Origin of the sequence: Lacrimispora sp. (assembly GCF_046972725.1) — a bacterium.
GTDB lineage: Bacteria > Bacillota > Clostridia > Lachnospirales > Lachnospiraceae > Lacrimispora.
Map to the genome: position 1 here is coordinate 1,485,068 of NZ_JBKVXF010000001.1, position 21,202 is coordinate 1,506,269.

The following is a 21,202-nucleotide window of genomic DNA, read 5'->3' on the forward strand; positions in this document are numbered from 1 at the left end:
ACACAATTTTGTCGGAAAGGGCAATGAATAATCATAGGAAGAAAAAATTGCGTTTGCGTCAATGTGTGGTATAATAATTAAAATTTTTGCAGTCAGGAGGCATTTTATGAAAATCAGACCCGCATCCCCGGAAGATTCGGAGCAATTTTTAGAATTAATGAAACAATTGGATCAGGAGACAGAATTTATGCTTCTGGAACCTGGAGAACGAACCTCAACGCCGGAAGATATGGAAAAACGTATCAAACAAATGATAAAATCCAATTCCCTGCTTCTGCTCTTATATGACGGGGAGACGGCAGCCGGATTCCTGTCAGCCCTAAGAGGCTCTGCGAACCGGACCAAACACTGTGCCTACCTTGTTATTGGAATCCGTAAGGACTACAGGGGAAAAGGGTATGGACAGGCCCTTTTTAAAGAAATTGACAAATGGGCAGCCAAAAGCGGTGTCACAAGACTTGAGCTGACCGTCATGACACACAATGAAAGGGCGGTACACTTATACGAAAAAATGGGATTTAAAAAAGAGGGCACATTAATCCGCTCCATGGTTGTGAACGGCAGGTATGTGGACCAGTACTGCATGGCAAAAATTCTGGAATAAAGAGCACAGTTTGTATAGGAAACTATCCTATACAAAAAACGTTCCCGGTGTTGGCTGCCGGGAACGCTTTTTTACAGTACCTTACTTAAAAACAGTTTCAATCTTTCATTCTGGGGATTGGCAAAGAATTCTTCCGGCTTGTTTTCTTCCAGGAAATATCCGCCGTCCATAAACATGACACGGGTGCCCACTTCTCTTGCGAATCCCATTTCATGAGTAACTACCACCATGGTCATCTTCTCCTGGGCAAGCTCTCTCATAACAGTCAGCACCTCGCCCACCATCTCCGGGTCAAGGGCAGAAGTCGGTTCGTCAAAAAGCATGACATCCGGGTTCATGCATAAGGCCCTTACAATGGCAATACGCTGTTTCTGACCGCCGGAAAGCTGATTGGGATAAGAATCTGCCCGGTCCTTTAACCCAACCTTTTCAAGCAGCTTTAATGCCTGCTCTTCTGCCTCTTTGACACTGCGGCCCTGGAGCTTTACAGGAGCAAGGGTCAAATTCTTTAATATGGTCATATGGGGAAACAGGTTGAACTGCTGGAATACCATTCCCATCTTCTGACGGTGTTTGTCGATATTGGTCTTTTTATCCACAATATCAACGCCTTCAAACAGGATATGCCCGCTGGTCGGTTCCTCCAGACGGTTCAAACACCTGAGAAACGTGCTTTTCCCAGAACCGGAGGGGCCGATCACACAGACCACGTCTCCTTTATAGATATCCACGGAAATATCTTTCAATACTTCTATATCACCAAATTTTTTTCCAAGATTCTGTACCTGAATTAGAGGCTCTCCAATATGATTAATGCTCACTTCTCTTCAGCCTCCTCTCCAGTAATTTTACAAGATATGAAAATACCGTAACCATGGCCAGATAAATAAGGGCCACAGAGATCAGAGGCATAAATGCGGAATAAGTACGGCTCTTAATGATGTCACCGCCCTTTGTCAAATCCTGCAGCCCTATGTATCCTGCTACGGATGTTTCCTTCAAAAGCACAATAAACTCGTTTGCCAGAGTGGGAACAACATTTTTAAAAGCCTGAGGCATGATAATGAACCACATGGTCTGACCATAATTAAATCCCAGGCTCCGGCCTGCCTCAAACTGTCCCCGTTCAATGGAACTGATTCCGCTTCTGAAAATTTCTGCCACATAGGCGCCGGAGTTGATTCCAAATGCCAGAATTGCCGTAAACACCTGTCCAGGATCATGAAGTGCAAAAATAATAAAATACATGATCATGAGCTGTACAACAACCGGCGTTCCCCGGATTACCGTCAGATAAACGGTGCAAATTGCATTCAAGACCTTTAACTTATGAGTGTTTTCATACGTCGAACGAATGACTGCAACCACAAACCCCAGCACAATGCCGATCAATACTGCAAAAAACGTGATTTTCAGCGTGTTCTGCAAACCATCGGCAATGTATTTCCAACGGTCATCTGTGATAAAATTCAGATAAAAATCATCTCTTAGCTTTTCCCACATGGCACTCTTCCTTTTTCTTATTCTGCAGTAATGTACTTATCTACAATCTTCTGCAGTTCACCGGATTCCTTTAATTCCTTAATGGCTCCGTTCATTTTTTCCAATAATTCAGTGTTGCCCTTTTTAACGGCAATGGCATATTCCTCTTCGGTAAATGCCTCATCTAATACCTGTAATCCTTCGTTTTCCTTTACGAATACCTTCGCAGGTTCACGGTCAATGATTACCGCATCAAGTTTTCCCTGGGTAAGTGACATAACAGCATCTATGCCCTTAGGGAAACGCTGAATTTCTGCATTCGCAATGTCATCTGCATAAATATCACCAGTTGTTCCTGACTGTACACCAACTTTCTTTCCCTGCAGGTCATCAGGAGTCTTGATAGCACTGTCTTCTTTTACAATGATTACCTGCGCTGCTTCAGCGTAAGTATCTGTAAAATCCACATTCTTTTTACGGTCTTCATTGACAGTCATACCAGCAGCCGTAAAATCTGCCTTGCCGGACTGGATTGCAGGAATCAGGGAATCAAATGCCATATCCTGGATTTCAAGCTCCATGCCTAATTTATCAGCGATGGCTCTTGCGATTTCTGCATCAATACCCACGATATCATTGCCTTCACGGAATTCATAAGGCGGAAATTCTGCATTGGTTACCATAACCAGCTTTCCGCCTGCTGCTTCACTTTCTGATGTCTTTGTTTCTGCTGCGGAACTTTCTGCTGCAGAGCTTTCTGCTCCTGCTGATTCTGTTGCAGCTACTGTTGTTTCTGTCTTTGGCGCTGATCCACATGCGGTTAAAACTGCGGCCATGCATACTGCTGCGGCAATTGTAATTACGTTCTTTTTCATAATGATTCCTCCTTATATGCACGAATTTGCATAATTATAAAATCAAGTATCAGTTATACATTATATAGTATTTTCGGAATTAATCAAGTACTTCATCAGAAGAAAACGCTTAATTTTACACAGACTTTCATTTATCTTGCATGTTTTTATCCAATCCTATATAATATAACTCAAATTAGAAGCAAACAATGAAATGAAGGTAATGATTGATGAAGGAATTCCTTGAGAAAACCGCATGGCCCATGAATCCGCCGGTTCCTTATTCCCTGTTTCATATCCTGTTTGTTGCCATAGGGCTTATAACCGTGGTTCTGCTGGCTTATTATACAAACAGGAGCATAAATAACAGGAAGCTCCCGCTCCTGCTGTTTTTCTGCGGGGTGGTGCTTGCCGCCACAGAAGTATGGAAGCAGCTGTTTCTATATTATGTAGTAAATGAACAGACCTACAACTGGTGGTACTTTCCATTTCAGCTATGCAGCCTTCCCATGTATTTCTGCCTGATCATTCCCTTTACACCCGGAAAAAGCAACAAAACCATATTGTGTACCTTTATGCAGGATTTTAACCTTCTGGGCGGCATTATGGCACTGGCAGAGCCTTCCGGGCTTTTCCACCCTTACTGGTTCTTAACGCTCCACGGGCTGATCTGGCACCTGCTGCTGATTTACATTGCACTGGTCATCGCCTTCTCCCGTTATTCAGACGTATCTCTTAAGGGATTTGCCCGGACACTTCCTCTGTTTTTGATTTGCTGCATCATTGCTTCTATAATAAACAGAACAGCAAAGCCTTTGGGTCAGGCCGATATGTTCTATATATCCCCTTATTATCCTTCTGCACAGATCGTTTTTCATGAAATTGCGTTACAATATGGCATACCGGCCGGCAATGGGGTCTACTTAATTGCCACCTGTTTCGGAGGCTTTCTATTTCACAGCATTTTCAACCGGGTCCATCTTCGGTCTGACCGGACGGTGTTATAAGCAGGGGATTTTTAAGATTATTTTAAAGGAGGAATATTCACATGACAGACACAACATCAAAAAGAGTCAAAGAGGCTTTAAAAAAACACGAACAGGGCTACAACTGTGCACAGGCCGTTTCCTGCGTATTCTGTGATAAAACCGGAATCGATGAAGAAACCATGTTCCGCATCACCGAAGGAATGGGACTTGGAATGGGGGGCATGGAAGGGACCTGCGGGGCAATCGGTGCCGCTTCCATTTTATCCGGCTTAAAAAACAGCTCCGCCCATCTGGAAAAACCGGATTCAAAGAAACTATCCTACCAGATGTCCAAACAATGCTTAGAGGCGTTTAAGGAACAAAACGGCAGTGTGATCTGCAAGGATTTAAAGGGAATTGAAACCGGAACTGTACTCCGTTCCTGCAACGACTGCATTGCAGACGCGGTAAGGATTATTGAAGCAGAGCTTTATAAGGATTGACTGGCCTGGGAGATATTATTTAATATTTCCATGACCTCATCAATCGGAATGCAATCTGCATATCTTCCATTCCAGATAAATTCATTATAATATTTATAACTTTCCTCAGCACTTAAATACTTATTATCAATAGTCGAATTCGTGCCTTTTGGCACGATCATATGAAATCCATGCTCAAATCCAGATTTTATGGTAGCATCGATGCATTTATCCGTCTGAAGACCAACGACAATAATGTCATTTTCATTTTTATTTTTTAAATATTTTAGTAAACCGGTTCCTCGAAAAGAACTGTTTACATTCTTAATAAATATCTTTTCCTTTCCGGAAGGCTTAAAATCTTCAAAAATCTCAAAGCCTTCTTTTCCCTGCGTCAGAGCGCCTTTAACTCCATCGTCATGAACGACATATATAATCTCAAGATTTCTTTCTCTTGCTTTCCTGATCAGATCCTTTATATTCTTTATTAAGCACCTGGCGTTATAGAGCTGATCATTTACAAGTAATTTTTGTGTATCTACAACTAATAAAACCATATTTTCCCCTCCATTGTCTCATAAAATCATACTTTCCATAAGAAGCCATAAAAAATCCCCGCATAAGTCTGTTTCCATTTCCAGTATCTTTGTTACAAAATCCAAAGACCGATTTTGGAAACCTCTTATGGAGGATCTTTAAATTCCACGCTTTATTTAATTTCTTTTTTTCTTGCCTCTTTTACATCTTGTAAAAACTTTTTCCATTCATCTTCATGAGCTACAAAATAGCGGGGACAATCTTTACCGGTAGCATCATAGTGCCTGATTACATCCTTTTCCGTCAGTTTCAAATTCTGACACAGCCAGGCGGTGAATTTGACTAAAGAATCATATGTATGATCGTTAAACTTTCCGGTCTCATCAGGGTGGCAGCATTCTATGGAAATTGTATCCACATTCTTTTCCTTTGAAGTTGCATATGCCATCTCATACAAAGGAATTCCCTGAATGATCTCCCCATCAAGTCCGATGATAAAATGGCTGCTGGCCGATATCTTCTTCTCTCCTGTCTGATCCTTTAAGCTGTCAAAATAAGCCATGTTCTGTCTGGCAGTAGTTCCCGGATTGGCCACATAATGAATCACGATCTGATTGATCTGCTTTAGTTCTGTTCCTGGTCTTGAGTATGGATTGGGAGTTATAAATTCCTGGTTTACCCACTCTGGCATATTTACAGCCCTTACATCTACATAATTTTTCTGGAACACATTATTTACAACAAATAACACTACAGTCAGAACCGCCGCCAGGATCAGGACCTTTCCCCCTATGTATATCACTTGTTTTTGCTTTTGTTTTTTCTTCTGCTTCCTGCGGCGCTCTCTGACGCGGCGGCGCCTTTCCAGTTCATCGAAGCTTTCATTCGTCTGATTTTTCATATTTGAAACTCCTGATTTGCTTTTTTTAAGTTTAAGTCAATTTACAGGAGAAAGTCAACCAAAATTCAGGATTACAGATACATTCAGACTTTAGATTCTATTTTCACTGTTTCACACACATCCTGCAAAACATCATGAAGCTTCTTCTGAGCCGTTTCATCGCAGAGTATCACGATCTTATCTCCAGCTGCCAGGGTCGTATCCCCTCTTGGAACACATTCCGCATCTCCTCGTAGGAGTGACACTAAAAGACAGGTCTCCGGCCAGCAGATTTCTGAAACTCTCCGTCCCTCTGCTTCACTTCCATGAAAAATCATACCTTCCACCAGAACCTTCCGTCCGGATGGAGCATTTTTTCTCTCAGGATCCAATTTTGAAAGAAGACGGTGAAGAAGCTGGTCGTAGACCGGCGCACAATGAACCATGTCAGGAATCACATAGGCAACCAGTGACACCATTGAAAGTGTAAGCAAATGTGAAAAACTTCCTGTCATTTCACTGATTAAGATAATTCCCGTAATGGGCGCCCGGACAATGGCAGAAAAATAACCAGCCATTCCCAGTATGATAAAATTATCCAAAAGCCCATTCAGGGAGCCGGTCACCTGATTGACCGTACTGTAATAAATATTTCCGATCACCGCCCCCAGAACCAGCAGCGGCAGAAATATTCCCCCCGGTGCTCCGGAACTAAAACTAATCATGGAAAAACCAAACTTTAAAACAAAAAGAAGGCACAGGGTTCCTGCCATCATCTGTTGAGTGGTCAGATTTTCCACCAGAGGATGACCGCCCCCCAGTACATATGGATAGGTAAAGCCAAATACACCAGCCAGTAAAAACGGAATCAAAAGCCGGCCGGACGGATAGGGGATTTTTTGAAATAAATCCTGTGTTTTTGAAAGACAGGTATTGTAGACAATCCCCATTCCTCCAAGAATCACACCAAATAAAATCACATGACCGTAGGCATGTAAAGGCATCATTTGAGTAATCTGAAAGTCAAAGACAGGCTTTAATCCAAAAACATTTCTGGAAACAAAGTCTGCGGTAATAGAGGAAGCCATTGTAGATAAAAGAATTTCCGGCGAAAAGTGTTTATGAATTTCTTCCAGGGAAAACAGCACTCCGGCAATGGGCGCATTAAATGCGGCAGATAGACCTGCACTGGCCCCGCAGGTGATGAGAAGTTTTTCTTCTGTTCTTGCCCTTTTGGTTATCCGAGAAAAGCCTTTGGCTGCCATGGCCCCAAGCTGAATGCTTGGACCTTCTCTTCCCAGGGACAGGCCGGAACCAATGGACAAAAGTCCTCCGCCAAGCTTTGCCAAAAGTACTTTCCACCAACAAGGGTCCAGTTCTCCGATCATTTCTCCTTCCACCTGGGGAATTCCGCTTCCCGATATTAAGGATTCCCACTTTAAAAGTCCGGCCACCATTATGGCAGCCACCGCCAAAAAGGCAAAACATACAGGGATTACCCATATATGATTTTTCCCATAAGTCAATATTGACTGCAGCATCTCATCCGCATAGGTCAATAAATACCGGAAAAATACCACCACGGCTCCAGAAATAGCTCCCGTAACGATCCCTTCAAATATCAATGCGTAACGAAAACTGTGGAAACGATGAATGGTGTTTTTTATGGAATGTTCTTCCGTCTGCATATCTAATCCTCCTACTTTACTCATTGCTTTGCTGTATTGCCTGCAAACAACTTAAAATTATATTCCTTATAAGCAAAGTTTGCAAGAAAAAGTAAAAAAACGAAAAAAAAGCCGGTCTTGCTTTTATAAATTAAACAAGACTGACTTTTTTTGAAATGATGTACTGCCTGTTACGCAGCAAGCCCCACCAGATTTTCCGGACAGGCATCTTTATTATGGCATACGATTTCCACCTGCCTGCCGATTCCAATGATCAAGATTCCAATCAGGGACTTCCCGTCTATGACCAATTGGTTATAAATAACATCTATTTCAAAATTGCATTTTTCCGCTCTTCCCACAAATGCGACCAACTCTTCTACGGTAGAAAATGTGTATTTCATATTCTGCATTAAGGCACCTCTTCTCATAATCACCTTTGTTTTCAAATTTTCATTTTATAATAATTGGATTATTTATATATAATATGTACATTTTTATATTCATCCCTATTATTTCCACAGGACAGATGCTTATTCGGGGAAAAACAATTTTTTTATGAAAACTACTACCCAAAACTGCTATTATCGTGTATAATCGTATCGTTCGTGCTTTTTATATGATGGACGATGTATTTTTTATGTGCAGGTGATAAATAATTGGAAGCATATGGAAGTGGTCATAACGGGCCGCACTTGAAATCATGTGACAAATATTTAGAATTGCATATTACCTACATGGAGAAGTATCGAAGTGGTCATAACGAGCCGCACTCGAAATGCGGTTGTCCGCAAGGGCACGTGGGTTCGAATCCCACCTTCTCCGTCAAGTAAACAGACCTGTTTTTCGCAGAAGCAAAAGACAGGTCTGTTGCTATTTTATAAGGAAAGTAATGCGAAATTCAGGATTGGAGCCAATATCAAACCAAAATATAAGCACCAAAAGTCACGTATATTTGACTTTTGGTGCTTTCTTTAATTCAAATCTTAATATACATGACTTTTATAATTCAAGAAGGAGAGATGAGAATCATGGCATATATTCCATATGGTTTTGTTCAGAAGCAGGATGATCTCTTTGTAGACCCTAAGCCGGCAGAGGTAGTACAAGCAATCTTTCATCGATATTCAAATGGCGATAGCCTTGGCGGCATCGTTGATTTTCTCTTTGTGCAAGGAATCCCCTCACCCACTGGGCAGGAAAGATGGACGCGACCGGCAATCAGCAAGCTTTTGTCCAACTCTAAGTATATTGGCTATATCATCAGCTTCGAGGATTACTTCGCCGTTCAAGTTGACAAGGGAAACCGCAGCAACATAGATGAAGATACTAACCAGAGGAAGGCCACTCGGTACAGTTCACATAATGTACTGAGTGGCCTTTTAGTTTGTGCGGAATGCGGCGCTTATTATCGGCGCATCACCCGCCCTTCCGGTGAGGTGGTCTGGCGCTGTGCCAATAAAGTCGAGCATGGAAAGAAGGGCTGTAAAAACGAACCGTCTATCAGTGAAACTACAATCAAGGAACATATTTGCATTACACTTAATATAGCGGGATGGGATGAAGAAGTTATCAGAAGCTCGATTGAGAGAATCCTTATTCGACATGATGGTAGTTTAGAAATAGACTATAAACACGAAATGAGGCATATTTTGGAATATTAATCTATGCAAGTTACGCTCATCTTGATATAATATTCGTATAAGTAGAATTGAGGTGAGCGGTATGACTGAAGCTGAAAAACGGCGTGCTGAAGCAATTTGGACATATAGGATATCGCAGGAAAAGGTTCTAAAGCGCCTTGTTGAGAAAGGAATCTTTACACAAGAGCACGCCGACTATATGTCTGATTATCTCTTTGAACAACTGAATCTGTTGGATGTCCCCGGCTCACATCTGTCCTCTATTGGAGAAAAGATGATTAACGCAAATTGCGGACACAGCCCTTATGTTTCACTTACAAATATTGCACGCGAAAAAAATAGCAAATCCCCAGGATATCTTGTTCAAAGTTGGCTGCGTAGCAGCAATACCATTGAATATTTAAGATTATGGGAGAAAAGGTTTAATCCAAATTTTCTTGATGATGAGTGTGAAAAGCTCATTCAAACCATCCGGACAAGCAGCGCCACCCTAACGCCAAAGATATGGATTAGTGCTACTAAGGCAGCAGGCATCGAGTCAAAAGCAGGCAAGAATGGCGGAACAATGGCTCATCCAGAAATAGCAGAAGCATTTCGAGCTTGGCTGTTTCCAGAGGTTATGCTTGAGATGGTAAAAAGGTTTAGAGGTTATCAGCTTGAGTTGGGATGAATCACTAGCCTATGTGACCAAAGCTAGTGCAGAGTTGCGGTTAAGATGCGTACAAACAGGATTTTAAATACACTAATTAAATCGGAGAAGTAGAGGTGGCATTATGGCTAATATTGAAAGTATTAAACAAAAAATACTCCAGTTGGATGCAGGCTCGTTTCAAAATCTTTGCGATTCATATTTATATAAAATTGGCTATCCTAATATAGTTTCTCTTGGTGGAGAAGCAGGAACACGAAAAACCACTTCTGGTACACCTGACACTTATTTTAATACATTAGATGGAAAGTATATTTTCGTAGAATATACAACTCAAAAGGCAAGTCTTTTTACAAAAATTAAGGATGACCTTGTAAAATGTCTGGATACATCAAAAACAGGCATTACTCATGATAAAATTTCTGAAATCATTTATTGCCATACTTCATCCAACATTACACCTTCACAAGATGATGAAGTAAAAACTTTATGTGAAGATACTGGTATTAAGCTTACAGTTGTAGGGATTGACAAACTTGCAGAAGATTTATATCTTTTTCATCACATCATTGCTCGAGATTTTTTGGGAATATCAATAAGCACTGACCAAATTCAATCGTGTGATGATTTTGTTAAGGATTATAACTCGAACAGAATGGCGGCACCAATTGACACTAAATTTTTGTTTAGAGATAAAGAAATTGAAAATATCAATGAAGCTTATCAAAAAGTTGATATTGTAATACTAAGTGGTGCGGCGGGCACAGGAAAAACTCGATTGGCTTTGCATTATGCGAAAAATTACTCAGATACTCATAATGAAAAGTTTTACTGTATTCATAGTAATGCTTTGCCAATATATGAAGACTTGAGGCTTTTCATAGATAGTCCGGGGAAATATTTTCTTTTTATTGATGATGCAAATCAATTGTCAGGACTACAGCACATTGTTCGCTATACAACCAGGAAACCCGAAGGGTATAATGTAAAAATACTTATTACGGTGCGAGATTATGCACTTCAAAAAGTGATAAACGATGTTCGGGAAATCGCTTTGTATGAAAGTGTTAATATCATCGCTTTCACAGATGATGAAATTAAGAAGTTGCTTGAAACCGCATTAGGCATTACCAATTCAGATTATCAAGAAAGAATCATAAGAATCGCAGAGGGAAATGCACGAATTGCCATACTTGCAGGGAAAGTGGCCTGTCGTTCAAACCGTTTGGACTCTATTAATGATGTATCACAATTGTATGAAGATTATTATGGCTCTTCATTAGAAAAATATCAATTGCTTATTGATAATAATATGTGTATAACTGCTGGTATAGTTGCCTTTTTGGAAGCAATACATTTAGAACATATTGATTCGTTCTTACCAATTTTACAGGAAAAAGGATTATGCCGGGATAGTTTTATTGAAAATATTCGTAAACTTCATGAACAAGAAATTGTTGATATTTGCAATGATAAAGCTATTCGCTTTTCTGAGCAATGTCTGTCCAATTATTTGCTTAAATATGTTTTCTTCGATAAAAAGTTAATCAGCCTGTCAGCGATGATTAAAGCCTGTTTTCAAAGCTATAAGGAGCGAACAATCACATCCATTAACACCCTGCTTAATGTTTTCAGGAATGAAGATCTCATCTGTTTTGTCGAGAAGGAAATTAAAATATTGTGGGATGAATTGGCACAAGAAGAATCTCCATACTTCTTTGAATTTGTCAAAGTGTTTTTTCGTGTTAGTCCCACCGAAGCACTTTTGATTTTACAAGATAAAGTTGAGTTTGAAGAAAGTGTAGTTATTGAAAGTTCGGATATTGATACTGAAAAAGGAAAGAACTATCAGAACGTAACGAATGATGTTATCGAAATTTTGGGCGGATTTGCAGATATGACTGATTTTCCAACGGCATTAGATTTATTTTTTCAGTATTATTTAAAACGCCCGGATTTGTATATGCAATTTTATCACGCAGTTAATCAATACTTTGGTATAAAAAAAGACTCTATGTGCTATGGGTTTTATACACAAATAACTTTTTTTGAGAAGATAAAAGAATATTCAGATGATTGGAAACAAGAAGCTGTTGTCATTCTTTTTTTAGAAGTAGCAAAAGAATTCTTGAAATTACATTTTTCCCCAACGGAGGGGGGACGAAAACACACATTTACTATATATCAAATCCCATTAGTTACATCTGAAGGTGTTGAAAGATATCGAAAGCTCATTTGGCAATCCTTGTCTGCTCTTTGCAAAATCGATAAGTATAAAGAAAAGATCAGATACGTTCTTGATTCTTATGGCGGTACGATTGAGGAAATAAGCCTTCCAGTTTTAGAATTTGACTTGATATATATTAAATGTATTTTGGAATCATATTTTCCGACAAATGAATTACGCAATTGCCTTTTAGCAGGTAGTTTATCAAGAGTTTTTACCCGCATTAACATTTCATGTGACGCATTATTTGCTGAATATTTTGAAGGAGAAGCCTTTCGGCTATATAATCTTCTCAAAGGACCAGATTACACAGAAGAAATCGATTACAAAGAACTGGAAAACTTAAAACGTCAAGCAATTGAGCAGTACGTTTCCAATTGTGACTTAGTAATGTTCCAGCAGTTAATTGATGTTTGCCATGATACTGATGACCTTGATGGTCATACTGCTTGGAAAATTGGAAAGGGGTTAGACATTGCCTTTAATTCCATTTCTCTTAAAGAAGATTATTATGTTGGTGCAATTAAGTATTACATAGAAAAAGATACGCCAAACAATTTGAACCCATATCGCTTGATAAGTGTTCTTTTTTCCTTGTTGCCCGATTCGGAAGTTCTTCGTTTAATTATTAGCAGTGCATATAACCAAAAAAATGCGTGGTTGTATGCATATTATCACGAATTACCATCAGAGTTAATTACAGAAGAACATCTACAGAAACTTTATGACTTTCTGGCAGATACCTCTGATGGAGTTATTACTTCATCATCATTACGTGATGTGGATTTTTTTGAGAAGTACAGTGTTGTAGATAAAGATGTTTTAATAAAAGGGTGTAGAATCATTTTAACCAAGATGAAATACGCTCCTTTTATGGTACATATTTATTTTGATTTGCTATTTAATCACATACATAATACCCCACAGACAGTTATCCAAAAATTCAATGGCAACTTGGAATTGCTTGAAGAAATTTATTGTGCAATGTGGTCATGCGATAACCATCATGATTATAATGGCAAATTTTTAAAAGAGATTTATTCGGTTAAACCATCTATGTTGGACAAGTATATAGATTATTTAATTAATAAGGGTAATGGCTCTTTTGGTGATTATCAAGAACAGCATCGCTGCTTTTTTGAACTGAATGGCTTCTTGGAAATTTACAATAAGATTTTTGAACAGTTAATAGAAAAATGTCAGTTTCCTACGATATCTGTGCCATATTTTTTAGAATCTTTATTATTACCCGTTCAGAATAAACAAAACTTGTTGAAAAAACAAGATGAATGGATAAAACACTGTATTCAAATGTTCTCTGCCGATACAACAAAAATGCGTTGCCTGTTTTCGGTCATCTCTAAGTTAAGCATTGATAGAAAAAAAGAATATGTTTGGCTATTTCTTGAAAACAATCAGTTATTTGAAAACTTTGAAAGAATCCCTTTAACTCCTACTTCATGGAGTTGGTCAGGGAGTGCCGTCCCTATATATTCTGCTTGGATTGAATTTCTTGAATCGTTACTTCCAAGTTTGATAGGCTTAAAGTGGATAAAACATAAGAATTATGTCAAAACAAAAATTGACTATTTAAAAAAGCAAATTGAATCTGAACAAATTGAAGAAATTTTGAGAGGATGAGCCACAATTCACATCAGGTATCTGTAGTCGAGTTTAACTTCCCATTATTTATATTAGACAGGACTATTGCTCGGAACGGGTTGCTCATTATGTTTATTCTCTGCAGTCATAAAACAGAGTTTAATCCCAATTTATAAGAAATGCCTTCAAGAGTGATAAATCTTTTTCCCACTGTTATCCCAGAAAGACATAACTTTCACTAAGGGAAAGTTATGTCTTTTATTATATAGTAAAAAGTGCTATTTTGGATTCGTGGATTCAAAGTTTGCTACACCGTACGGACAAATGACAAATAGAAATCTATCGGGGAGGTGGATGCATGAAATATTTTGGAGAAGGGTTAAGCGAAATACACAAAGAGCTGAATCAGATCATACGCAAGGCAGATAAAATTGAGCAGTCCAAAAATCTTTTTTTAATGCTCCACGCAAAACTGCATTTATCAGAAATATCCGGTACAGAGCAAAACGAAGTAGACAATCTTATCAATGATTTGAGCCATAACGAGTATGCGATCATGCCAACAGTGAAAGACGAAACAATCGCATGGGTAATTTGGCATATCGCGAGAATTGAAGACTTGACAATGTCTATTTTAGTGGCAAATGAGAACCAGCTGTTTACTGATAAATTGAAACAAAAAATGAATGCCCCAATTACCGATACGGGAAATGCTTTATCCGATGATGAAATTATAAGTTTGAGTAAAAACCTTATTATGCAAGAAGTATTGCATTACAGAAATGAAGTTGGTAAAAGAACAAGGCAGATCGTAAAAAAATTAAAACCGGAAGATATGAAGCGGAAAGTATCTTCTCAGGGGTTAGAGAAAATTCTGAGGGATGGCGGCGTAACAAGCCAGGAGAAATCGATATGGCTATTGGATTATTGGGCTAAAAAGGATATTGCGGGCATTTTGCTGATGCCGCCAACACGCCATGTCATGCTACATATAAATGACTGTTATAAATGGAAACAATTTTTTAGGACTAAAAAAACTTTTTATCTAAGCTAAATTTTCGTTTTAGATAAAATGATATATCATGCTCTGACCGCTCAGAAATCTTTTTTCTACTGTTACCACAAGAAGACACAGCTTTCAATTGCTCAGTACGTAAATATGGATATTGTAAACGACTTAATTTCTCTTGGTATATTTGATAAGAAAACAGGTGAATTGTATGGAACAGTTGGAGCTGGGAAACACGATGATTTACATGAGCCTGAAATATTTTACGAATTACTGCCGGAGCACATAGGATATGGATATGCGACTGAAGCAGTAAACGCTGTGACAAAGTGGGTTTTTGAAAATTATACAATTCCATATTTGATTGGAACGGCCGGAGTGGATAATATTAAGTCGCTGAAAGTTTTAGAACGTTGCGGTTATCGGTTTATTGATAAAAGAACGTTGTTGGTGCATGTAGAGGGTAAGCGGTATGATTTCAATTATTACAGATTCTATCCCACCCTCACCTTATAAGTATAATCTGCATTTGAAACCAAAAATATTTTTTGCACTGTTATTGCAAGAAGACAGCTTTCCTGCCAAGGGGAAGTTATGTCTTTTTTATTTATAAAGAATGTGATAAGATAATTCCAATAACATATTAAGACTGGGGAAGCGGTATTGGAATGTCAAAGAATTTTGTTTAGAATTTCAGAGGAATACAATCGTATTTTTAAAAGCAACTTGGTTGGTATCTATATCCACGGTTCTATTGCGTTTGGCTGCTTTAACCCCAATAAAAGCGACATTGATTTTCTGGTAGTAGTAAGGAATGAACCAACCCTTGAAGAAAAAGAGAAAGCAATAAAAATTTTACTTGAATTATCCTGCACTGCTCCTCAAAAGGGGTTCGAAATGAGCGTTGTGAGACTTGCGGTATGCAAACGCTTTGTATATCCAACACCCTTTGATCTGCACTTTTCAAATGCGCACTTAAAGAAGTGTCAAGAGGATTTAAAAACATACTGTGAAACAATGAATGGAACCGATAGGGATTTGGCCGCACATTTTACGGTAATCAAGAAATTTGGCATCGCTTTATACGGGGAAGAGATCAATAACTTATTTGCAGATATTCCAAAAGAATATTATATTGACAGCATAAAAGCCGATGTAAAAAATGCAAAAGATGCAGTTTATGAGAATCCTACTTATATTATTCTTAATCTATGCCGCGTACTAGCATATCTTACTGAAAATTTGATTTTGTCAAAAGAGCAAGGAGGATTATGGGGAGCAACGCATCTGCCAGCCCGTTTTACAGAATTGATCCAATCCACTCTTAATAATTACCTCTCGGACAAAACCGTTATTTTAGATAAGGAGCTTCTATATGAGTTTTGTGATTATATGAATAGCCTTATATTTAAACAGTAATCACACAAATCTTTTTCCCACTATCACTCCAAATCAAAGTCACATATGAAAATTTGAACTCATACATGATTTTTTGTTTTACCTGTGCTAAAATAAAAAAAGGCATTTTATTTATACATTGAAAGGAAAAACACCAATTATGATTTCAAGAACATGGCACGGTATTGTACCGATTGAAAATAAAAATGGATTCGAGAAATATGAATATGAGACAGGGGTAAAAGATACCCAAGCCATTAAAGGCAATAAGGGAGCTTATCTAAAGGTTGTTGAACAAGGTGAATATGCCCATTTCTTTTTGTGCACAAAATGGGATACAATGGAAAGCATGAAGGCATATGCCGGAAATCAGCCTGCAATTGCTGTGACATATCCGGAAGATGACAAATATGGCCTGATATCCGACCCAATTGTACTGATTCAAGAAGTATTGGATTACCGTAATCCTTTTGAGAATTAAGTGTGGGAAAATACTTTAATTATGGGTTGAGCGGCCTGTGCACAATTTTGAGTATCCATTATAAGCATAACTGGCAGCACTATAATTATTTTGGAATTTTGACTATGTTATTTGAAAGAGTGATGGTTCAAATCTTTTTAAAATAGTAGACATAGGTTAATCTTGAACATGGTCTGAGGATCCACGGTTGAATTTCTGCCTTTGGCAGAGTAAGCCTGATACAACTTCGTGTAATCTAAATCCTCCAATTGGTAACTCAGCAGTCGGACACCGTCATTTTCAGAAACAAAGCTTTCCAAACTTAATGGCAAAACCAGTTGATAAGTCTGCCCAATTTGGTAAAATATTTAGTGGTATATTTTGTTATTAGCATATATAATTATGCCATAAAAGGCGGGTTCTTCGGAATCTGCCTTTTACATTTTATACACAAAGAAAGAGCCATTGCTCATAGATTCAAATCGAACTTATTTTGCAGCGGCTCCGAAACAATTTGATTCACTTTGATAAAGGATTGAGTTATAATTAATATGGGAGGATATTAATATATGGACTTAATCATACAATACGGTTACTATGCCTTGTTAATTGCTGTTGTTGGAGAAATACTGATCCCCATTATCCTTGCCCCGTTTTATAAAGGATATAAACACACCATCATGGCAATCAGCACATTAGGGAATCATAATAGCCCTGTTCGATTACCCTTTAATTTATGGATGTTGATTGCCGGGTTACTCTTTTTAACTGCTACTCCTGCATTATACAGTACCTATTATTTGGTTTCAAAATCTTTAGCCCTGCTATCAGTCTTATGTATTGCTGTCTTTGCGGTTGGAGCCTGTATATTTACCTGCTTTTTCAGTGTAAATGAAACAAAGGATGTGGTTACAACCGCCTCAAAAATACACGGTGCGGGGTCAGCTATTGGCTTCCTGCTGCTTTTATTTGTACCATTATTTTTAGCAATACTTTCATTTAGAGCCAATGATAAATCTACAGGAATGATATCGGCTGTTTCTTTTATCCTTGCGTTTCTGTTCTTTGTTTTGTTCATTATGGCAGATAAACCGCATTTCCAGCGAACACTGGTAGCCAAAGAAGGGCTGTGGCAAAGGTTAAACTTGCTGTTTATGTATCTGCCACTCGGATACATTGCAGTAAGAAATATCCTTGGTTCTATTTTTTAAGGTGGTGAATCAACGTGGTGAAAACGAGCAATGTCGCCTCCGAAAACAGAACATTTTATATTTTTGGAGGCTAAAATTAATGAACTTTATTGAAATACCAATGGAACAATGGGCAAGAAAAAACCACTATGAGCATTATAAAAACAATGTGCGGTGCTCCTTTAGTGTAACAGTGGATATCGATGTTTCCGATCTGCTCATCTGGTTAAAGAAACGGGGGCTAAAATCATATCCTGCACAAATATATATAATTTCCACTATTGTAAATCAGTTTCCGGAGTTCCGAATGACAACCAATGAAGAGAATCATTTAGGATATTGGGATACGATGCATCCCATGTATACGGTTTTAAATCCGGACACGGAAACATTCTCAGCGGTATGGACGAAGTATGATGCATGCTTTACAAAGTTCTATCAGGCATATTTGCGGGATTCCAAACAATATGCAAATGGAGAGCTTTTTCCGCAAAAGAATACTCCCGGCAATGTTTTTCATATTTCCAGTATGCCGTGGCTGGATTTTACCTCGTTCCATATTAATGTGTTTTCCGATGGCAGCTATCTGCTGCCCATCTTTACCATTGGAAAGTATAAAAAACAGGATGGTAAAACACTGATGCCCCTTGCTATCCAGTGTCATCATGCGGTTTGTGATGGTTACCATGTCGGAAAATTTGTAGAAGCCTTACAGCGTATGGTGGAGAATTTTGAACAAGTCGGCGTCCATGATTCCCATATGCATAAAAAGCTGCCTAGAAAGCCCACGATTTAACCAAAGACCGTGCGGGCAGCAAAATTTCATATGAACGTTTTAGATCATCAGTCCTCTCCAAATAGCTTTGGTACCAATAAAAAGAGCATACACAGTCAAACGGCATTAACTGAATCTGTGCTATTCTATGGTCAAAGGAGGTGCTTATCATGCACGCATGGGAACAAATACAGAAAACCATAGAATATATAGAAGAACACCTGGATGAGGAACTGAATATTGAAAACCTCGCAAAGATGGCGGCACTGTCCCCTTTTTACTATCAGCGCCTGTTTAGCCGGTTGGTAAAAAAGCCGGTTGCTGAGTACGTTAAACTGCGCCGTATGGCAAAGGCAGCCGGGATGCTGCTGCAAAAAGACTGGCGTATTTTGGATATTGCATTGGAGCTTGGCTTCTCATCCCACGAACACTTCACCCGTACCTTTAAGGATACCTTTGGAATAACTCCGGAGGGCTATCGTAAGAATCCGCAAACGCTCAATCATATGACCAAACCAGAGCTTCTGCTTCATTACACCTTAATTGATGAAGGAGTACCATTAATCACCAATGGGATTGTTCTGGAAATAAACCGAAGGAAGGTTGAGGAACCGATTTGTTTTATCGGTGCGAAACAGGATGTACCCATTCAGCATTTAGGTGGTTTGGGAACCGAATCAGGCATTGACCCGCTGGATGGTCTTTGGCAGAGCTTTCATGCACAGAAGCAAACATTACCTGGTCTTTCCGGGAATGCCGAAGAGGTTGGTGTGACTTTTCCCTCTTTAGAAGAAGGATATTTTAGCTATTTTGCAGGAGCAAGGTCAAAACCAGGAGCTGCCCCGGACGGCTTCATGAACTGGGAACTGCCAGCCGGAGAATATATTGTCTGCTTCTTTGAAGCTGAAAATTTTGAAGCACTTGTCATGGATGCAATTTATAAAGCGCAGCAGTATATTTACAACACATGGCTGGCGAATCATAAATTACAGACAGATACATTTTGCGCGGAGCGGTATGCAAGCCATTCGCCGGAAACGGCAAACATGGAAATTCTGCTTAAGCTGAAAAAGTGAATTTATGTGCATTGCACCGGGCTGTCAATGCCTGCAGGCTTGCCGCTAAAGGGCGATACTGTGATTGGCAATGATGTGTGGATGAATCAAAATATTACCATCCTGCCCGGAGTCCGCATTGGGGGCGTAGCCATCATTGCCTCCAATACTGCTGTAACCAGAAATGTTCCTGCAATGTAGATATTTGAACACCTTGATATCCTATGCAGCCCCATCAAAAAATAATCACAGAGGTTGAACCATACCACGTATAAGCACCATTTGAGCACTATATTTTACAACCGTAAATTTTCACAAAATCTGTTGTCAGGTAAGTGCCGACTAACCTGTCTTTAAAAAAAATCATTTTACTTTCTAAGTATCATCGTCTTCCTTTGCACTTAAATACTTTTCAAGAGCAAACACAGCATCATCACTGATGATATGCTCCATTTTACAGGCATCTGCACTTGCTGTCATGTCATTAACATTACAGCAGGTAATCAAAAACTGTCTTATAATCTGAAACTTAGCAGTTACTGCTTTTCCCTGTTTGCGGCCTTCCTCCGTGATCTGGATCTCGCCCCCTAAAGGCTTGACAACAAGTCCTTCTTCTTGCAATGCAGTCACAGCATTATGAACGCTGGGCTTTGAAACGCCTAAATATACAGCAATATCAATTGAGCGCACGAATTGATTTCTTTCAGACAGCTTATAGATCGCTTTTAAATATTCCTCCTTGGAAGGACTAAGTTTTTTCTCCAAATGACGGCCCTTATTTTGCTGCACAACAAGCCCTCCATTTTTATCTGCACAGAATGTGTATAGTTACCATACCCTTAGACCCAATTATTTATTTTTTTTGGTTTCCTTATTCCTGTTATCCTCCGGTTGACCGGCAAACGATATGGTTTGTGGAGTAACCGGAAAATCATATGGACAAAACGGAACACAGAAAAATTGCGAAACGGAACTTAAAAATGCCTGATATATTATCTGATCAGTTTTAAGTTTTTGCTGGTACCGTCGTTCACCAGCCTCACTATTATCATAAATATGATGCTCTCTCTTTTTCTCTTTCATGTCAGCACCTCCAAATCCTGTTTTATCAAAGTGTATAGTTACCATACGCTTTGATAAAATTTTTATTTAACTATATTTTCATCAAAATTTTCAATCCTGCTTATCATGGCTGAAAAGAAACCTAATAAAAATTCCAGTTCCACTTCCGTCGCATTCTGTAGTTCCTCTTCCACCATGCCGTTTAATACATCATGATAATACATATGGTTCTTATGGGCCTTTTTCCCTTTTTCCGTTAGACTCAGTGAATATCGGGATAAATTCAACGCATCAACTTCTTTTTTAACTAAAGCCTTTCTCTCCAGCTTTTTCAGGATTTCGGAAACAGCCCCTTTTGTTACTCCCAAAACATCGGCCAGGCCGCCTACATGAATGCCTGGGTGCTCTGCGATTGCCTTTATTACATGGATCTCAGAGTGATAAATCTGAACATCCGTTCCGTAATAACGGGTCTTTTTATCCAGTTCCATTAAAACAAACGCCATATCTAAAGCTTCATATGCAATTTTATGCTTTTTATTTTTAATCTTTTCCATATCAAAAGTATATGGCTGCCATACGCTTTTGTCAAGTCTTATTTAATTAACAAAAATATTCAATAGCATGGGGAACAGGGACGCAGGACATGAAAAAACCC

23 protein-coding genes, 1 tRNA gene and 1 pseudogene are annotated in these 21,202 nt (G+C 38.9%); 15 read left to right on the forward strand and 10 right to left on the reverse strand.

Annotated features, from left to right (window positions below):
- Window positions 1-106: 106 nt before the first annotated feature.
- The gene (locus tag ACLTWA_RS07015) at window positions 107-604 is read left to right on the forward strand and encodes an N-acetyltransferase family protein (protein WP_412326891.1); all 498 of its coding nucleotides are present in this window, start codon (window positions 107-109) and stop codon (window positions 602-604) included.
- A 71-nt stretch (window positions 605-675) separates the two neighbouring features.
- On the opposite strand, the gene ACLTWA_RS07020 is transcribed toward ACLTWA_RS07015, so the two are convergent.
- From ACLTWA_RS07020 to ACLTWA_RS07030, 3 genes are read right to left on the reverse strand one after another with little or no spacing between them, the layout of a single operon-like run.
- On the reverse strand, window positions 676-1,425 hold the full coding sequence (locus tag ACLTWA_RS07020; RefSeq protein ID WP_412326892.1) for an amino acid ABC transporter ATP-binding protein: 750 nt from the start codon (window positions 1,423-1,425) through the stop codon (window positions 676-678).
- Window positions 1,415-2,107, reverse strand: a complete 693-nt coding sequence (locus tag ACLTWA_RS07025) for an amino acid ABC transporter permease (protein ID WP_412326894.1) — start codon at window positions 2,105-2,107, stop codon at window positions 1,415-1,417. The genes ACLTWA_RS07020 and ACLTWA_RS07025 overlap by 11 nt, the downstream gene beginning before the upstream one ends.
- Before the next feature lie 17 nt (window positions 2,108-2,124).
- Window positions 2,125-2,961 carry a basic amino acid ABC transporter substrate-binding protein gene (locus ACLTWA_RS07030; protein ID WP_412326895.1) on the reverse strand — a complete coding sequence of 279 codons (837 nt, stop codon included), beginning with the start codon at window positions 2,959-2,961 and terminating at the stop codon, window positions 2,125-2,127.
- A 209-nt stretch (window positions 2,962-3,170) separates the two neighbouring features.
- On the opposite strand from ACLTWA_RS07030, the gene ACLTWA_RS07035 reads away from it, so the two are divergent.
- A complete protein-coding gene (locus ACLTWA_RS07035) occupies window positions 3,171-3,947 on the forward strand; it encodes a hypothetical protein (protein WP_412327195.1) in 777 nt (258 codons plus the stop codon).
- A gap of 41 nt (window positions 3,948-3,988) precedes the next feature.
- Complete coding sequence (locus ACLTWA_RS07040; RefSeq protein WP_412326896.1) at window positions 3,989-4,411, forward strand: C-GCAxxG-C-C family protein; 423 nt, start codon at window positions 3,989-3,991, stop codon at window positions 4,409-4,411.
- Here ACLTWA_RS07040 and ACLTWA_RS07045 read toward each other — a convergent pair.
- The 4 genes from ACLTWA_RS07045 to ACLTWA_RS07060 all read right to left on the reverse strand — a co-directional run bounded on the left by ACLTWA_RS07045 (window position 4,399) and on the right by ACLTWA_RS07060 (window position 7,887).
- Window positions 4,399-4,947 carry a cysteine hydrolase family protein gene (locus tag ACLTWA_RS07045; RefSeq protein ID WP_412326897.1) on the reverse strand — a complete coding sequence of 183 codons (549 nt, stop codon included), beginning with the start codon at window positions 4,945-4,947 and terminating at the stop codon, window positions 4,399-4,401. The genes ACLTWA_RS07040 and ACLTWA_RS07045 overlap by 13 nt on opposite strands.
- Before the next feature lie 152 nt (window positions 4,948-5,099).
- Window positions 5,100-5,828 (reverse strand): N-acetylmuramoyl-L-alanine amidase family protein, encoded by a 729-nt coding sequence (locus ACLTWA_RS07050; RefSeq protein ID WP_412326898.1) that lies wholly within the window; start codon window positions 5,826-5,828, stop codon window positions 5,100-5,102.
- An 83-nt stretch (window positions 5,829-5,911) separates the two neighbouring features.
- Window positions 5,912-7,495 (reverse strand): ClC family H(+)/Cl(-) exchange transporter, encoded by a 1,584-nt coding sequence (locus ACLTWA_RS07055; protein WP_412326900.1) that lies wholly within the window; start codon window positions 7,493-7,495, stop codon window positions 5,912-5,914.
- 170 nt (window positions 7,496-7,665) lie between these two features.
- Window positions 7,666-7,887: an HPr family phosphocarrier protein gene (locus ACLTWA_RS07060; protein ID WP_412326901.1), complete on the reverse strand. Its 222-nt coding sequence runs from the start codon at window positions 7,885-7,887 to the stop codon at window positions 7,666-7,668.
- Window positions 7,888-8,213: 326 nt separating this feature from the next.
- Here ACLTWA_RS07060 and ACLTWA_RS07065 point away from each other — a divergent pair.
- The 12 genes and pseudogenes from ACLTWA_RS07065 to ACLTWA_RS07120 all read left to right on the forward strand — a co-directional run.
- Window positions 8,214-8,299, forward strand: a tRNA-Ser gene (locus ACLTWA_RS07065).
- A gap of 206 nt (window positions 8,300-8,505) precedes the next feature.
- On the forward strand, window positions 8,506-9,138 hold the full coding sequence (locus ACLTWA_RS07070; protein WP_412326902.1) for a recombinase zinc beta ribbon domain-containing protein: 633 nt from the start codon (window positions 8,506-8,508) through the stop codon (window positions 9,136-9,138).
- 61 nt (window positions 9,139-9,199) lie between these two features.
- A complete protein-coding gene (locus ACLTWA_RS07075) occupies window positions 9,200-9,787 on the forward strand; it encodes a KilA-N domain-containing protein (RefSeq protein ID WP_412326903.1) in 588 nt (195 codons plus the stop codon).
- Between the two features lie 103 nt (window positions 9,788-9,890).
- Entirely contained in the window at window positions 9,891-13,634 is a 3,744-nt protein-coding gene (locus tag ACLTWA_RS07080; protein ID WP_412326904.1) for an ATP-binding protein, read from the forward strand.
- Between the two features lie 319 nt (window positions 13,635-13,953).
- Window positions 13,954-14,649, forward strand: a complete 696-nt coding sequence (locus ACLTWA_RS07085) for a DinB family protein (protein WP_412326906.1) — start codon at window positions 13,954-13,956, stop codon at window positions 14,647-14,649.
- Between the two features lie 105 nt (window positions 14,650-14,754).
- Window positions 14,755-15,120 (forward strand): GNAT family N-acetyltransferase, encoded by a 366-nt coding sequence (locus ACLTWA_RS07090; RefSeq protein WP_412326907.1) that lies wholly within the window; start codon window positions 14,755-14,757, stop codon window positions 15,118-15,120.
- A gap of 147 nt (window positions 15,121-15,267) precedes the next feature.
- Window positions 15,268-16,023, forward strand: a complete 756-nt coding sequence (locus ACLTWA_RS07095; protein ID WP_412326908.1) for an aminoglycoside adenylyltransferase domain-containing protein — start codon at window positions 15,268-15,270, stop codon at window positions 16,021-16,023.
- Window positions 16,024-16,162: 139 nt separating this feature from the next.
- On the forward strand, window positions 16,163-16,483 hold the full coding sequence (locus tag ACLTWA_RS07100) for a hypothetical protein (protein WP_412326909.1): 321 nt from the start codon (window positions 16,163-16,165) through the stop codon (window positions 16,481-16,483).
- 548 nt (window positions 16,484-17,031) lie between these two features.
- Window positions 17,032-17,673 (forward strand): DUF998 domain-containing protein, encoded by a 642-nt coding sequence (locus ACLTWA_RS07105; RefSeq protein WP_412326910.1) that lies wholly within the window; start codon window positions 17,032-17,034, stop codon window positions 17,671-17,673.
- Window positions 17,674-17,752: 79 nt separating this feature from the next.
- Window positions 17,753-18,448 (forward strand): type A chloramphenicol O-acetyltransferase, encoded by a 696-nt coding sequence (catA, locus tag ACLTWA_RS07110; RefSeq protein WP_412326911.1) that lies wholly within the window; start codon window positions 17,753-17,755, stop codon window positions 18,446-18,448.
- A 149-nt stretch (window positions 18,449-18,597) separates the two neighbouring features.
- Window positions 18,598-19,503, forward strand: a complete 906-nt coding sequence (locus tag ACLTWA_RS07115; protein WP_412326912.1) for an AraC family transcriptional regulator — start codon at window positions 18,598-18,600, stop codon at window positions 19,501-19,503.
- A 39-nt stretch (window positions 19,504-19,542) separates the two neighbouring features.
- A pseudogene (locus tag ACLTWA_RS07120) lies at window positions 19,543-19,671 on the forward strand (acetyltransferase); the annotation flags it as partial.
- Between the two features lie 186 nt (window positions 19,672-19,857).
- On the opposite strand, the gene ACLTWA_RS07125 reads toward ACLTWA_RS07120, so the two are convergent.
- The 3 genes from ACLTWA_RS07125 to ACLTWA_RS07135 all read right to left on the reverse strand — a co-directional run bounded on the left by ACLTWA_RS07125 (window position 19,858) and on the right by ACLTWA_RS07135 (window position 21,050).
- Window positions 19,858-20,271: a metal-dependent transcriptional regulator gene (locus ACLTWA_RS07125; protein WP_412326913.1), complete on the reverse strand. Its 414-nt coding sequence runs from the start codon at window positions 20,269-20,271 to the stop codon at window positions 19,858-19,860.
- A 60-nt stretch (window positions 20,272-20,331) separates the two neighbouring features.
- Window positions 20,332-20,565 (reverse strand): hypothetical protein, encoded by a 234-nt coding sequence (locus ACLTWA_RS07130; protein WP_412326914.1) that lies wholly within the window; start codon window positions 20,563-20,565, stop codon window positions 20,332-20,334.
- Window positions 20,566-20,627: 62 nt separating this feature from the next.
- Entirely contained in the window at window positions 20,628-21,050 is a 423-nt protein-coding gene (locus ACLTWA_RS07135; RefSeq protein ID WP_412326916.1) for a MarR family winged helix-turn-helix transcriptional regulator, read from the reverse strand.
- Window positions 21,051-21,202: the final 152 nt, after the last annotated feature.